At 57.9% G+C, this 13,846-nt stretch carries 15 protein-coding genes and 1 pseudogene; 11 read left to right on the plus strand and 5 right to left on the minus strand.

Going from position 1 to position 13,846, the window contains the following annotated elements:
- The first annotated feature begins 32 nt into the window (after window positions 1–32).
- The 6 genes from ccoG to nusG all read left to right on the plus strand — a co-directional run bounded on the left by ccoG (window position 33) and on the right by nusG (window position 5,257).
- A complete protein-coding gene (gene ccoG, locus ACR3E7_RS16500; protein ID WP_480505923.1) occupies window positions 33–1,460 on the plus strand; it encodes a cytochrome c oxidase accessory protein CcoG in 1,428 nt (475 codons plus the stop codon).
- Window positions 1,461–1,462: 2 nt separating this feature from the next.
- Window positions 1,463–1,921 carry a FixH family protein gene (locus tag ACR3E7_RS16505; RefSeq protein WP_170774659.1) on the plus strand — a complete coding sequence of 153 codons (459 nt, stop codon included), beginning with the start codon at window positions 1,463–1,465 and terminating at the stop codon, window positions 1,919–1,921.
- 3 nt (window positions 1,922–1,924) lie between these two features.
- On the plus strand, window positions 1,925–4,102 hold the full coding sequence (locus tag ACR3E7_RS16510) for a heavy metal translocating P-type ATPase (RefSeq protein ID WP_480505947.1): 2,178 nt from the start codon (window positions 1,925–1,927) through the stop codon (window positions 4,100–4,102).
- A 4-nt stretch (window positions 4,103–4,106) separates the two neighbouring features.
- Window positions 4,107–4,265 (plus strand): cbb3-type cytochrome oxidase assembly protein CcoS, encoded by a 159-nt coding sequence (ccoS, locus tag ACR3E7_RS16515; RefSeq protein ID WP_170355309.1) that lies wholly within the window; start codon window positions 4,107–4,109, stop codon window positions 4,263–4,265.
- Between the two features lie 68 nt (window positions 4,266–4,333).
- Window positions 4,334–4,531 (plus strand): preprotein translocase subunit SecE, encoded by a 198-nt coding sequence (secE, locus tag ACR3E7_RS16520; RefSeq protein WP_058272489.1) that lies wholly within the window; start codon window positions 4,334–4,336, stop codon window positions 4,529–4,531.
- A 192-nt stretch (window positions 4,532–4,723) separates the two neighbouring features.
- A complete protein-coding gene (gene nusG / locus ACR3E7_RS16525; RefSeq protein ID WP_170774657.1) occupies window positions 4,724–5,257 on the plus strand; it encodes a transcription termination/antitermination protein NusG in 534 nt (177 codons plus the stop codon).
- A gap of 95 nt (window positions 5,258–5,352) precedes the next feature.
- On the opposite strand, the gene ACR3E7_RS16530 is transcribed toward nusG, so the two are convergent.
- On the minus strand, window positions 5,353–6,588 hold the full coding sequence (locus ACR3E7_RS16530) for a peptidoglycan-binding domain-containing protein (RefSeq protein ID WP_170774655.1): 1,236 nt from the start codon (window positions 6,586–6,588) through the stop codon (window positions 5,353–5,355).
- Between the two features lie 132 nt (window positions 6,589–6,720).
- On the opposite strand from ACR3E7_RS16530, the pseudogene ACR3E7_RS16535 reads away from it, so the two are divergent.
- A pseudogene (locus ACR3E7_RS16535) lies at window positions 6,721–6,969 on the plus strand (transcription termination/antitermination protein NusG); the annotation flags it as partial.
- Between the two features lie 86 nt (window positions 6,970–7,055).
- Here ACR3E7_RS16535 and ACR3E7_RS16540 read toward each other — a convergent pair.
- Together ACR3E7_RS16540 and ACR3E7_RS16545 are read right to left on the minus strand one after the other, a co-directional pair.
- Window positions 7,056–7,820, minus strand: a complete 765-nt coding sequence (locus tag ACR3E7_RS16540; RefSeq protein WP_170774653.1) for a hypothetical protein — start codon at window positions 7,818–7,820, stop codon at window positions 7,056–7,058.
- Window positions 7,817–8,626: a hypothetical protein gene (locus tag ACR3E7_RS16545; protein ID WP_480505920.1), complete on the minus strand. Its 810-nt coding sequence runs from the start codon at window positions 8,624–8,626 to the stop codon at window positions 7,817–7,819. The genes ACR3E7_RS16540 and ACR3E7_RS16545 overlap by 4 nt, the downstream gene beginning before the upstream one ends.
- A 361-nt stretch (window positions 8,627–8,987) precedes the next feature.
- Between ACR3E7_RS16545 and rplK the strand changes: the two genes are divergently transcribed.
- Together rplK and rplA are read left to right on the plus strand one after the other, a co-directional pair.
- A complete protein-coding gene (gene rplK / locus ACR3E7_RS16550) occupies window positions 8,988–9,437 on the plus strand; it encodes a 50S ribosomal protein L11 (protein WP_170774649.1) in 450 nt (149 codons plus the stop codon).
- Between the two features lies 1 nt (window position 9,438).
- Entirely contained in the window at window positions 9,439–10,137 is a 699-nt protein-coding gene (rplA, locus tag ACR3E7_RS16555; RefSeq protein WP_170774647.1) for a 50S ribosomal protein L1, read from the plus strand.
- 61 nt (window positions 10,138–10,198) lie between these two features.
- Here the strand turns inward: rplA and ACR3E7_RS16560 are convergent, their stop codons facing one another.
- Together ACR3E7_RS16560 and ACR3E7_RS16565 are read right to left on the minus strand one after the other, a co-directional pair.
- A complete protein-coding gene (locus ACR3E7_RS16560; RefSeq protein ID WP_480505917.1) occupies window positions 10,199–11,224 on the minus strand; it encodes a Hint domain-containing protein in 1,026 nt (341 codons plus the stop codon).
- A gap of 139 nt (window positions 11,225–11,363) precedes the next feature.
- Complete coding sequence (locus tag ACR3E7_RS16565; protein WP_480506639.1) at window positions 11,364–12,329, minus strand: phosphotransferase; 966 nt, start codon at window positions 12,327–12,329, stop codon at window positions 11,364–11,366.
- Window positions 12,330–12,705: 376 nt separating this feature from the next.
- Between ACR3E7_RS16565 and rplJ the strand changes: the two genes are divergently transcribed.
- The gene (rplJ, locus tag ACR3E7_RS16570) at window positions 12,706–13,224 is read left to right on the plus strand and encodes a 50S ribosomal protein L10 (RefSeq protein WP_170774641.1); all 519 of its coding nucleotides are present in this window, start codon (window positions 12,706–12,708) and stop codon (window positions 13,222–13,224) included.
- A gap of 79 nt (window positions 13,225–13,303) precedes the next feature.
- Entirely contained in the window at window positions 13,304–13,678 is a 375-nt protein-coding gene (gene rplL / locus ACR3E7_RS16575; protein WP_010441182.1) for a 50S ribosomal protein L7/L12, read from the plus strand.
- The last annotated feature ends 168 nt before the right edge of the window (window positions 13,679–13,846 follow it).

Here is a 13,846-nt window from a genome sequence, read left to right on the forward strand (position 1 = left end):
GCGCAGAATAGAAGTGAGTCTGGAGCCAGCCCGTGAGCGATTCCGATCCCGCCCCTAGCCTTTACGCCGCACGAGAGCCGATTTTCCCCCGGCGCGTGTCCGGTCCGTTTCGCAATCTGAAATGGATCATCATGGCAGTGACGCTGGGTATTTACTACATCACTCCGTGGATCAGATGGGACCGTGGCCCCAGCCTGCCGGATCAGGCGGTGTTGCTGGATCTGGCCAACCGTCGCTTTTACTTCTTCTGGATCGAGATCTGGCCGCACGAGTTTTATTTCGTTGCCGGCCTGTTGATCATGGCTGGGCTGGGCCTGTTCCTGTTCACCTCGGCCTTGGGGCGTGTGTGGTGTGGCTATGCCTGTCCGCAGACAGTGTGGACTGATCTCTATATTCTCGTCGAACGCTGGATCGAAGGCGACCGCAACGCCCGCCTACGTCTGCACCGACAACAAAAGCTGGATATGCGAAAGGCACGGTTGCGCCTGACGAAATGGACCGCCTGGTTCCTGATCGGTTTGGCAACCGGCGGTGCCTGGGTGTTCTATTTCGCCGACGCGCCCACATTGCTGCGTGATCTGGTGACGGGCAATGCGCACCCTGTGGCCTACACAACCATGCTGATCCTGACCGGCACCACCTTCCTGTTTGGTGGTTTCGCGCGGGAACAGATTTGCATCTATGCTTGCCCGTGGCCCCGCATTCAGGCGGCGATGATGGACGAGGATACTCTGGTCGTCGGCTACCGCGAATGGCGGGGCGAGCCGCGCGGCAAGGGCAAACGCACGGCGGATTCCGAGTTGGGCGATTGCATCGATTGCATGGCCTGCGTGAACGTCTGCCCCGTGGGCATCGACATCCGCGACGGGCAGCAGTTGGAGTGCATTACCTGTGCGCTCTGTATCGACGCTTGTGACGACATGATGGCCAAGATCGGCAAGCCTCGTGGTCTGATCGACTACATGGCGCTGAGTGACGAGACCCGCGAACGGGCGGGTGAGACCCCCAAGAATGTCTGGAAACACATTCTGCGGCCCCGCACGATCATGTATACGGCCATGTGGGCGGCTGTTGGTTTTGCGCTGCTTTTTGCGCTGTTCATCCGCTCGGATATCGACCTGACCGTCGCACCTGTGCGCAACCCGACCTTCGTGACCCTCTCAGATGGCACAATCCGCAACACCTATGACGTGCGTCTGCGCAACAAACATGGTGAGGAACGCCCGTTCAAGCTGACCCTGGCAGGCGACCCGGCCTTGCAAATCCAGATCGAGGGCATCGACGGAGACACTGTCAATGTCACCGCAGATACGGCACAATTGACCCGTGTCTACGTGGTGACCGCAGGTGATACCGGCCCTGCTGCTGCGGATGTGACGCCCGTGCGCATCTGGGTCGAGGATCTGGAAAGCGGCGAACGCGCCTATAAGGACACCACGTTTAACGGACGGGGGAACTGAGCATGGCTGAACGTCAATTCACCGGAAAACACGCGCTGGCCGTGTTTGTCGCGGCCTTTGGTGTGATCATCGCCGTCAATCTGGTGCTGGCATACAGCGCGGTGAAAACCTTTCCGGGGCTAGAGGTCAAAAACTCTTACGTCGCGAGCCAAGAGTTCAACGAGCGTTTGCAGGAACAACAAGCCCTTGGATGGTTCATCCGGGCCGAGGTTTCGGGCGGATTGCTGGTTCTGCACATCACCGATCAAACCGGCGCTCCGGTCGAAGTGGCCGAGTTGCAGGCCGTGGTTGGCCGCGCCACCCATGTTAAAGAAGATTTCGCCCCTGATTTCACCTTTGACGGTACTGCCTATGCAACCCCTGCGGCGCTGGGCAAGGGCAACTGGAACATCCGTCTGGTCGCCAAGGACCACAGCGGAGCGGAATTCGCGCAGCGCGTGCCGCTTTATGTGAAAGGGTAGGGGATCGTGGCGCAGCTCAGTTCCGGCACAGCGGCCTGTCCGGGCTGTATCGCGGCCCCAGCAGAACCGGCACGGCCCATTCCGCAGGACACCCAGATCGCTCTGTCGTTGCCGGGCATCCATTGCTCGGCCTGTATCGCGACGGTGGAACGCGCGCTGAACGCCACTCCCGGCGTCGAAGATGCGCGCGTCAACCTGACCCTGAAACGCGCCATGATCAAAGCCGCGCCCGATCTGCGTGCTACCGATCTGATCCCAGTGCTGGAAAACGCGGGTTTTGAGGCACATGAGCTGGACCCCGGTGCCCTGTCCGCCACACAGGCTGACAAGGCGGGGCGCGACCTGCTGATGCGGCTGGCTGTGGCCGGGTTTGCCTCGATGAACGTGATGCTGCTGTCGGTCTCGGTCTGGTCCGGGGCGTCCGACGCCACACGGGACATGTTCCACTGGATATCGGCGGCGATTACGCTGCCCGCGATCGCGTTCTCCGCGCAGCCCTTCTTTGCGAATGCGTGGTCAGCCTTGCGCGTGCGGCGTCTGAACATGGACGTGCCGATCGTGCTGGCGATCCTGTTGGCGCTGGTCACATCGCTTTGGGAAACCACGCTCAGCGGCGAACATGCCTATTTCGACGCCGCCCTGACGCTGACGTTCTTCCTGCTGGCCGGGCGTTATCTGGATTACCGCACCCGCGCCGCTGCCCGATCTGCGGCCGAGGAGCTGACCGCGCTGGAAGTCCCCCGCGCCATTCGGGTCGTGGATGGCATCGAGGAAGAGGTCGCCGTTGCCACGCTGAGCGTGGGCGACCTGATCTTGATCCGCCCCGGCGGGCGGATGCCTGTGGATGGCGAAATTGTCTCGGGCCAGTCTGAACTCGACCGGTCCCTACTGACCGGAGAAACCCTGCCGGTGTTCGCCGAGGCGGGCACGACTGTCAGCGCTGGAGAAGTCAACCTGACCGGCCCTCTGACCATCCGCGCGACGGCGGTGGGTGAGGACACCTCGCTGCACCGCATGGCCGATCTTGTGGCCATCGCGGAATCGGGGCGCTCGCGATACACCTCGCTGGCCGACAAGGCGGCCAAGCTCTATGCGCCCGGTGTGCATATCCTGTCGGCGCTCAGCTTTGTGGGTTGGTATATCTATTCCGGTGACGTGCGCACGGCGCTGAACATCGCCGCCGCCGTTCTGATTATTACCTGCCCCTGCGCGCTGGGCTTGGCTGTGCCAGCGGTGACCACGGCGGCCTCGGGGCGGTTGTTCCGTAAGGGGATGCTGATCAAGCACTCTACCGCGCTGGAACGTCTGGCCGAGGTTGATACGGTTGTTTTCGACAAAACAGGCACGCTGACCTCTGGTATCCCTGAACTGACCAATCTGGGCGACCATTCCCGCGCGGATCTTGAGGTCGCGCTGGCCCTGGCCGAGGCGTCCTCGCACCCGTTGTCGGTTGCTTTGACCAAGGCCGCTCGCGAGGCTGGGATAAAACCCGCCACGCTGAAAGACGTCACCGAGGTTCCGGGCTACGGCACTGAGGGTACCTATCGTGGTCAGCGCGTACGTCTGGGCCGGGCGGCATGGACCGGCGCGGAAGAGGGCGACCAGACCGCCGCATGGCTGGCCATCGCCGGGCAAGCGCCGTCGGCATTCCTGTTCTCGGACGCGCTGCGCGTTGGTGCCGCGGATGCGGTCCAAACGCTGCGCGAAGCGGGCAAAGAGGTCATCCTGATCTCGGGCGATACGCAAGGCGCTGTTCAGGCGCTGGCGGGCAAGCTGGGGATTGAAAACTGGATTGCGCAGGCCCTGCCGCAGGACAAGGCCCAGCATGTCGAAGCTTTGCGCGATCAGGGCCATCATGTGCTTATGGTCGGTGACGGGCTGAACGACACGGCGGCGCTGGCGGCGGCGCATGTGTCGATCTCACCAGCGTCCGCACTGGATGCGGCGCGGGTGGCGTCAGATATCGTGCTGCTGGGCAACGACCTGTCACCTATCGCCGATGCCTGCGATACCGCTGCCAAAGCCACAAAACGGATTCGCGAGAACTTCCGCATCGCCACCGTCTATAATATCATCGCGGTGCCTTTGGCCGTGGTTGGTCTGGCTACGCCGCTGATCGCGGCGCTGGCGATGTCGGCCTCATCAATCACTGTGTCTTTGAACGCGTTGCGGGTAAGGTAAAGCGATGGAAGTCTTGGCCTATCTGATACCGATTTCCCTTTTTCTGGGCGGAGTTGGGCTGGTGGCCTTTGTCTATACTGTCCGCTCGAACCAGTATGACGATCCCGAGGGAGACGCGCGGCGCATCCTCAGCGATGAATGGGACGACAAGCCCAAGCCCTGACAGCTCTTGAAATTGCCGCAATGCCCGGTTATGTCCGGCCCATCCGCTAGCAGAGAGAACACCGCCAAATGGCTACCATGAATCCGATCCAGTTCATTCAGCAAGTCCGCGCCGAAGTTGCAAAGGTCGTGTGGCCCACGCGCCGCGAGGTTCTGCTGACCACGGTCATGGTGTTCATCATGGCGGCTCTTACCGCTGTGTTCTTTGCATTGGTCGATCTGGGCATTCGCGGGGGTCTTCAACTGATCCTTGGTGCGTTCGGCTAAACCCGTTTGGGGTTGGGTGGAAACGCCGCTTCCCTCTTGCACAGCACGCGATGTCCTTGTAGGTCACGCGGGACTCTTCGGAATGGGCGTGCGGCGATTCGGACCGCGCGCCGCTTTTTATTCCGGATGACGTAACTGAATTCAAACGACGGGCGCAGTCGCGGCCCAAAGGCAAACAAGGACGACAGGTTCATGGCGAAACGGTGGTACTCGGTCAGCGTTCTTTCGAATTTCGAAAAGAAGATCGCAGAACAGATCCGCACGTCGGTGGCCGAACACGGCCTTGAGGACGATATCGACGAAGTTCTGGTGCCCACCGAAGAGGTGATCGAAGTGCGCCGGGGCAAGAAGGTCACGACCGAACGCCGTTTCATGCCTGGTTATGTACTGGTGCACATGGAAATGTCGGATCAGGGCTATCACCTAGTGAACTCGATCAACCGCGTCACCGGTTTCCTGGGCCCGCAAGGTCGCCCGATGCCGATGCGAGATGCTGAGGTGAACCAGATTCTCAACCGCGTTCAGGAAGGCGAAGAAGCGCCCAAGCTGATGATCTCCTTCGAGGTCGGCGAGAAGGTCAAGGTCAACGACGGCCCGTTCGAGGATTTCGACGGCATGGTTGAAGGCGTGGACGACGAGAATCAGAAGCTGAAGGTTTCGGTCTCGATCTTTGGCCGCGAAACACCGGTCGAGCTGGACTTTACACAGGTGACCAAGCAGGGCTGATTTAAGCCTTCACAGCAATTTCTAACGCCGCGCTGCCATGAGCAACGCGGCGTTTTTCTTTTCAGTGCCACAAAAGTTGGTTTTTAATGCTCCGCTTATTGCGCCTGCACCATGGCCGCACGCAAAAGCTGCGGGCGGTCGGTTTGCGACGGCAGGAACACCGCTTGCGATCCGGCGTCAAGCGCCGACAGGCTTGCGTCATACCATTGCATTGCAAGGTCCTGACGTTCCTGCACGCCAAAGCCTTCGCGCAGGTGGTGGCCGACCAATTCTCCGTAGGCAGGCTCACCCAAGGCGACCAGCATCAGTGCCGAGCCAACTGCTGTATCCATGTTGTCCTGACGGTAGCCGAGCGACAGACAGACCTTGCTTGTGGCGGACAGATCGGCTGGGCTCAGCCCGGTATCCAGAGCGAATTTGCGCATCTGGCTTTCCGCATCGGCTTTCGAGCTGAGCGAAAGCGCAACCACCTGCGGCGACAGGGTGTCACCAAAGGCGGCACATTGCGTGCTGATCTGATCGGGGGTCAGGCCCTGAATGTCCTGGATCAGTTCTTCACCACGCGCCATGGCATAGCTGCGAGCCAGGCAGAACTGCTCGCTCAGGGCGAAATCGGGGTCCGACATATTGGCCAGTGTTGTGTACCCGCCATTGGTCGAGGTTTGCAGCATCACCGCACTGCACCGGTTGGCAAGTGAGGGCCGTGCTGTGCCACCGGCAAAGAGGCTGGGCAAGCTGCCCGTCGATGCGGTTTCGGTTGGGGCTTCTGTGGGTGTGGTCTCGGGCTGGGCAGTCACAACCGGAGTGATCGGGGCCGGAGCCTGTGCCTGGGGCTGCGGGGCAGCCGCCAGCGCGGCGCCGCTGTGAACCTGCTGACGATAGGCAAACAAAAGTGGCTGACCCGACAGTTGCGTCGCCGCTTGCCCGCCGCTGGTCGCCCAGTAGTAGGCCTGGTTCAGAAAGTCGCTTTGATAGGGGGGAAAGTCATAGCCATTGACCGGGTAGCCCATCGACGCCTGATATCGCTCGATCGCTGCGCGGGTACCGCCCCCGACTTGGCCATCGACTCGTCCGGCATTGTAGCCGAAATAGTTCAGGGCAGTCTGTGTTTGAGCCCCCTGTGAGGTGGACGGAATACCCGATCTGTAAGTCCGCGTTGTTGTCGATCGGCTGGATTGCTTCTTTCCTTGCTCTTTACCGATTGCGTAGCCAATGACGCCACCCACGACGGCACCGCCAAGAATTTCGCCCGCATCCGCTCGGGCCACCTGTGGAGCTGTAATGGCAAGCGAGAGCGCGATGCCCAGTGTTGTGATGAATCGAATAATCATAATAAACCTCCGCCAAATAAGCATAGTTGCAGTCACTATAGCACAACTGCCCCTCGTGCAGTTTCACAATAGCCAAGACGTGATCGGTGCGCGGGGATTTGCTTTGCTGGCGGAGGTTTTTCCCGAGGCGCGATGCAGAAACAGGGTTATAACCTAGTGAACTCTATCAACCGCGTTCAGGAAGGCGAAGAAGCGCCGAAACTGATGATCAGCTGTGAAGTTGGCGAGAAGGCCAAGGTCAACGACGGCCCATTCGAGGATTTTGATGGCATGGTCGAAGGCGTGGATGACCAGATCCAGAAGCTGAAAGTTTCGGTCTCGATCTTTGGTCGGGAAACACCGGTAGAGCTGGACTTTACGCAGGTTACGAAGCAGGGCTAAACGCTCAGTGCCTGGAAATGGAACGCCCGCGCTGCCCAAAACACTGCGGCGCTTTTTTGGCAAGAAACAGTTGCAACACTCCGAGGTTAGGGCCGACCGGGAATGAGTTCCTGTTGCTGAAGCACCGTCAATACATCCAGAATTGTTGACGGGCTGACATCAACAGACCCGTCAAGCAATATACCAAGTCCACCGTCTCCGATCTCGCGCGGGCCACCGCTTTCGTAGACCGGATCAAGTGAAGCGAGTTCTGCCGGCAATTCCGGGCACAATGGGGTTTCGTTGAGCACAAGATCTACAGCTGCCAGCATCAGTTCTTTTACGGACTCGAGGGTGTCGTCTTCCAAGATTTGTTCGCGCTGCGCTTCCGGCGCCGTGAGTGTGAGATCGATTAGTTTGATGTAGGCGCAATTGTCGCGCAGTTCGACAGTCGCCTCGGTGGACATGTTCGCCAGAATGGAATTCTTTTCTTGGCCGCGCTGAAAATCGCGCTCACTGGTGCGGCTGCACTCAAAGAGTGTAACAGTAACCTCGCCGTCTAAATCAATTGCATCGTCCTTGGCCCCAAAGCTTATGTCATCTAGCCTGACTTGCAGACCGCAATTATCGACTATCGCGTTGTCAGCCAGTCTTTCGGGCACAATTTTCTGTGCGCCCCGTAAGTCGAGTAATGCTCCGACGCCTATCCGTGTAGTGTCAACGGCAGTTAGGGTCAGATTTAGCTTGTAGGGCAAATCCGTATCGCGAACTGGCAATGTCGCGTCGATGATAAAATCCACCTGTTGGGCGTATGGGGCTCGGGCACCTACAACGGCTGCCATCAAGACTGGGATAATTAACCAAAGTCTCATTCAGCAAACTCCAAAACACCAAGGTTCTTTAGACCCGCAAGAACTTTGACTATTGTCTCGGCGCTTACGTCGGCTGATCCAACAACAGCAGCGCCCATTCCCCCGGGTGCAACTTCACGTGTTCCACCAGACTCGTAAATTGGATCAAGAACCGTGAATTCTTCTGGCAGTGGTGGGCAAACCGGGTTGGCTGCCAGAAACTCTCCACCCTTTTCAAGGACCGCTTCGTTGATGCGGTCGGTCAGCCCGAAAAGATTGGTAACAGTTCCGATGAACCCACGCGGGCTGAGGTCCGCGCTTTCGATACTGAATGTAAGGCATTGGCCCTTAACTTCCGCCTTGGCGACAGCAATTGCATCTACCGTGGCCCCAAAATATTGAAAGCCCGGTTCTTCATTCCGTTTGCACCGCGTGAATTGAGCACGAGCCGAACCCTCGACCTTTACGGTTTCGCCGATGGCGGTGACGTCTCGGATGTCGAGATAGATCTGGCGCTTACAGGTTTCTTCCAACGGACCGGTCAGTATTTGCGGTGCCTTTTCCTGCAATCCGCGCAAATCCATGAACGCCCGCAATCGCAGCCGAGTTGGGCTGGATTCCTCCAGGCCGGCGTAGACTGTGAAGGGGACGGGAATATCGCGCAGCGGAACTTCTTTGGTCAGCTTGACCTGAAACTGACCCGAATAGGTGCTGGGATCAATTCCTGTCGCATCGAAAGCAGCATCGGTGTTGGACACGCTGGTTTGGGCAGTTTCGTTGGACGCACCACCCTGATCCTGAGCTTTGCTGCCGCATCCGGGCAACATAGCTAAGAGCACGCATATCAGTAGCCCCTTGTTTAGCCGAGATGACGCCATCCCTGATCACTTCTTTTGTAGCCAATTTGCTCCAAGATACCCGCCTTGTTTTCTGACGCAACTTATGTATTCAGATGAATTATTCTGTTTGACTGTTCCCAAAAGCCACTGAGGTCCGGTCAATACAAAAAGTCAAACTGGCAATAGCGCGACATCCACTTGCCAACCCCACAATTCCACTATAAATGCCGCCTCTATCGTCTTCGGGCGAGATTCTCTCGTGGGAGGTTGCTGGGATCGCGATCCCGGATCGGACCACGCAACATAGTCTGGGTGAAACGCGTTTCACCCGAGTTGAAAGGAAAACCAAATGGCCAAGAAGCTTGCTGGTACAATGAAGCTGCAGGTTCCTGCAGGTCAGGCGAACCCCTCGCCGCCAGTTGGTCCGGCGCTAGGTCAGCGCGGCATCAACATCATGGAGTTCTGCAAGGCGTTCAACGCCAAGACCGCAGACATGGAGCAAGGCGCCCCTTGCCCGACCGTGATCACCTACTATCAGGACAAGTCCTTCACCATGGACATCAAGACGCCGCCCGCGTCTTATTACCTGAAAAAAGCCGCTGGTCTGAAGCCGGTTGGCAAGCGTAACCGCCCCCGTGGCGCGGAAAACCCCGGTCGCGAGACCGTGGCAACCGTGACCTCGAAGCAGGTTCGCGAAATCGCCGAAGCCAAAATGAAAGATCTGAATGCCAACGATATCGAAGGCGCAATGCAGATCATCCTGGGCTCGGCCCGCTCTATGGGCATCGAGGTGAAGTAAGATGGCAAAACTTGGTAAACGCACCCGCGCTGCGCGCGAAGCTGTCGCCGGCAAGGAAAACCTGTCGGTTGAAGATGCAGTTGCCCTGGTCAAAGCCAATGCAACCTCGAAATTCGACGAGACCATCGAAATCGCGATGAACCTGGGCGTTGACACTCGTCACGCAGACCAGATGGTTCGCGGCGTTGTTGGTCTGCCCAACGGCACCGGTAAAGCGATGCGCGTTGCTGTGTTCGCGCGTGGTCCCAAGGCGGACGAAGCGAAAGAAGCAGGTGCGGATATCGTTGGCGCAGAAGACCTGATGGAAACCATTCAGGGCGGCACCATCGAATTCGATCGCTGCATTGCCACCCCGGACATGATGCCCATCGTTGGCCGTCTGGGTAAGGTTCTGGGCCCCCGCAACCTGATGCCGAACCCCAAGGTTGGCACCGTGACCATGGACGTGAAAGCGGCCGTGGAAGCAGCCAAAGGCGGTGAAGTTCAGTTCAAGGCGGAAAAAGGCGGCGTTGTGCACGCAGGCGTTGGCAAAGCTTCGTTCGACGAAGCCAAGCTGGCCGAAAACGTCCGCGCTTTCGTCTCGGCTGTGGCCAAGGCAAAGCCGTCGGGTGCAAAAGGCACCTACATGAAAAAGATCGCACTGAGCTCGACCATGGGCCCCGGTGTGACCCTGGATGTGGCGGCTGCGTCGGGCGAATAAGCCCTTCCGTCAATGCAGATTTGAAACCGGGTTGCCGAAATGCAGCCCGGTTTTTTTGCGTTTACAGGTAAGCGCGCAGAACCTCTGCCTCACGGGCGCTGATAGTCGAGGCCGCGGTTTCGCCGAAAGCAGAGACTCCGAATTTCAACATGGGGAATAGGGTTAGAATCTCGGACCGTTGGGCCTCTGACAGGGCGTGTTTGGCGGTGTCGCCAAAGAAATAGCTTTCAGTCAGTGCCCCGTTTGAGCGGACGATATGATGCCGGTCGAACATGAAATGCGTGTAGGTGATACTGTCCATTTCGCAGATTTCAACGCCAGGCAGGCCGCACAGGTGTTTGGCGGCAACGAAGACTTCGGATGAGCCGAACAGCATGTCGGTGACGGGGGCCGAGACCAGTACCCGGTGCTGTGGCGACAAGATAAGCTTGCGGCTGTTTCCAATCGCATCTTTTTCGATGACGACAGGGGCAAAGGCGCCGGTGCCTTGCACTTCGGTTGTGCCGATCCACAGAATGGGTTGGAACCCGGCGTCGCGGGTCCAGACCATTTGACCTTTTTTCAGCAGGGCTACGTCGACTTCGCCATCGACGGTTTCGATCAACGTGCCGGGGCCAAAGCAAGGGATATAGTCATCATAGGAAGACGACCCGGCGTTGGAACCGGAAATCTTGATGTAGGACGTGCCGGGTGTCAGCGGTTCGGATGTTGCAAACCCCCAAACGTCCGAGGTGATGCCATTTTGCGAAAAGACATAAATCTCGATCTCGGGGCCGGTAGGTACTCCGTTTTCGTCGAGGGCGCGGACAACGATTATGGATTCGGATTCGACCTGGGTACCGTCGGCGACGATACCGCCACCATCCGTGATGACGTGCCCGGCTTCTTGGTCATCGTCGAAGACGTTAGGGCTTCCGCTGGTGTCATCCAGCGTGACAGTGGTGCCAAAGCCTCCGGAGTATTCAAAAATCGTTCCGTCCGGCGTGTCCGAGTTGTTGATGATCGGATCGCCTTCAATCGAGCTGTCGGGGCTGGACGTGACGATCAGAGCTTCACTATCCTGGGCGAAAAAGCTGCGAAGTACCATTGAATACGAACACCTGTAGCTGCTGAAGATCCGGATCACGGATCATTTTTTCGAGGCAATCTGGACCAAAATATTGGTGCAGGTCGAGAGGGTAAATATCAAAACCTTTCCATGTCGTTACAAAAAAGCGTCAGTGTAGTCAGGGCTTTTGGAACGCAAGACGCAACCGGTCGCCGAGCCTTTTCCGCCTGTCCTCATCATAGGCGCTATATGGGTGATCAGCTTGCCAAAGGGACAGCCAGTCAATCAATAGTCGGGCACGCAGACAGAAATCGAGGACGTCCATACGGAACGGATGGCGATATCGACGTAGGAACATCTGTTTGTTGGCTTGCACGATTCCACTGCGGTCAATGGCGTCGGTCGGCGCGTTGCGGAATACATCTGATTTCAAGAAGTCTACAATATCATAAACCGCCAGTTTTTCGCGGGTTTCAGTAAAATCCAGCCCGACCATCTGCCCTTGCCCGACAATCAGGTTCTGGCTGTGGAAATCACCATGGGCCAGGACCTGGGTCTCGGGCGCGCCCCTCAGGCCAGCCATCTCGGCCAACAGCACCCTGAGCATGACGTCACTTTCTGCTCGAACCGAAGGTGGAACCTGTGCGTTTAACTCTGCAATCAGGTCAGTCATCCATTTGGGGCGAAATCTGTACTCCTTGGACGGACGGAAAGAATGTAGATCGTTCAGCCACGCGCCGGCGCGGCGATAGATCTGGGCGACTTGGGTGTCATCTATGCTGTTGTGGATCAGGTCTGCGGCGGTTGGTCGGTCGATGAAGGGGGTGACAAAGAACGCCTGAGACGGCGAAAGATAGACCGGGTGCACGACGTCGGAATCTTTCATAGGTGAAAAATACTCCGACAAGGCGGTAAGGTGGCCGAATTCCTGTTTCAGTCGTCCGGTGCCAGGGGAGTCGACGTCGATCTTGAGGGCGTACACCTCATGAGCAGCACGCAGTTTAATCACCATACGCGTGTCAGGAAAGTCATGAGATCGGTAGATGCAATCGAACGCACCAACCGGATTGGCCCCGATTTGCCGGGCGAACTCGTCCACATAGCGAGAGGCGCGGTGAAATTCTTCGTCCGAAAGAGGGTGCATTCTTGGAGGGAACCGTGTCCAGGCGTGTCTGATAATCTGCCCAATGGACGGGCAGTTGCAGCCCTTGTCAATGCCATGGCAAAACCGCGCCCAATCCGCAATTTACCTCTTGGAAACCCACGCCATCTGCCCTAAAGAGACTTGCGGAGTAAAGCGTGCGATTCGTCGTGCGCTTTATTTCGTTTCGTCCAAGACGGTGGGTGGTGCCATATGGCCCCTTAATCTCCTGCCTGAGACGGGTAAGACCAAAGAATTCTGAGGGTCGCGATCCTCGGGCGCATTTTGGCCAATCCCGTAACAACGGACCTGAACGCTGTGGTTTCGACCGCAGCAAATATGAGCCGGGATGTCCAACATCCCAAACTTGGAGAGAACTGTGGATAGAGCCCAGAAAGAGAAAGTGGTCGAGGAACTCGGCCAAATCTTCGAAAGCTCTGGCGTCGTAGTGGTAGCTCACTACGCCGGTCTGACAGTTGCCGAGATGCAGGACCTTCGCGCACGTGCTCGTGACGCGGGTGGTGCCGTGCGTGTTGCCAAGAACAGGCTCGCCAAAATCGCCCTCGACGGAAAGCCATGTGAGAGCATCGCTGACCTGCTGACGGGTATGACCGTTCTGACCTATTCCGAGGACCCCGTGGCAGCAGCCAAGGTGGCCGAGGACTTCGCCAAGGAGAACAAGAAGTTCGAAATCCTTGGCGGTGCAATGGGCGAGAACGCTCTGGACCGCAAAGGCGTCGAAACAGTTTCGAAAATGCCGTCTCGCGAGGAGCTTATTGCTTCGATCGTGGGCTGCATTGGCGCACCTGCTTCGAACATCGCCGGCGCGATTGGCGCACCTGCAAGCAACATCGCAAGCATCCTTTCCACCATCGAAGAGAAGGCGGAAGCTGCGTAAGCGGTTGGCACTGAATGATCTGCGTAGGGAACACTCCCTGACGTTGGAACACACACTTTAAACGGAAAGAGCTGATAAAATGGCTGATCTGAAAGCACTCGCAGAAAGCATCGTGGGTCTGACCCTGCTGGAAGCACAAGAACTGAAAACCATCCTCAAAGACGAATACGGCATCGAGCCCGCAGCTGGCGGCGCCGTAATGGTTGCAGCTGGTGGCGACGCCGGTGGCGCAGCTGAGGAAGAAAAAACCGAATTCGACGTCGTTCTGAAGAACGCCGGCGCTTCGAAAATCAACGTGATCAAAGAAGTTCGCGGCATCACCGGTCTGGGCCTGAAAGAAGCCAAGGAACTGGTCGAAGCTGGCGGCAAGATCAAAGAAGGCGTGTCGAAAGACGAAGCCGAAGAAGTCAAAGGCAAGCTGGAAGCAGCTGGCGCCGAAGTCGAGCTGGCCTAAGCCAACCGACAGGTGCATCGCTGATGCGCCGAAAATTCAGGCTGGGCCCAGAGAAATCTGGGTCCAGCCGAACCTGTCTTAGAAAGGGCCTCATATCTTGGGGCGTTTTCTAAGACACGGTTTTCGGATCGGGAGGCCACCTTCGGGACGGTGGCCACGAATTGATCC

Source organism: Ruegeria sp. BK1 (assembly GCF_056535645.1).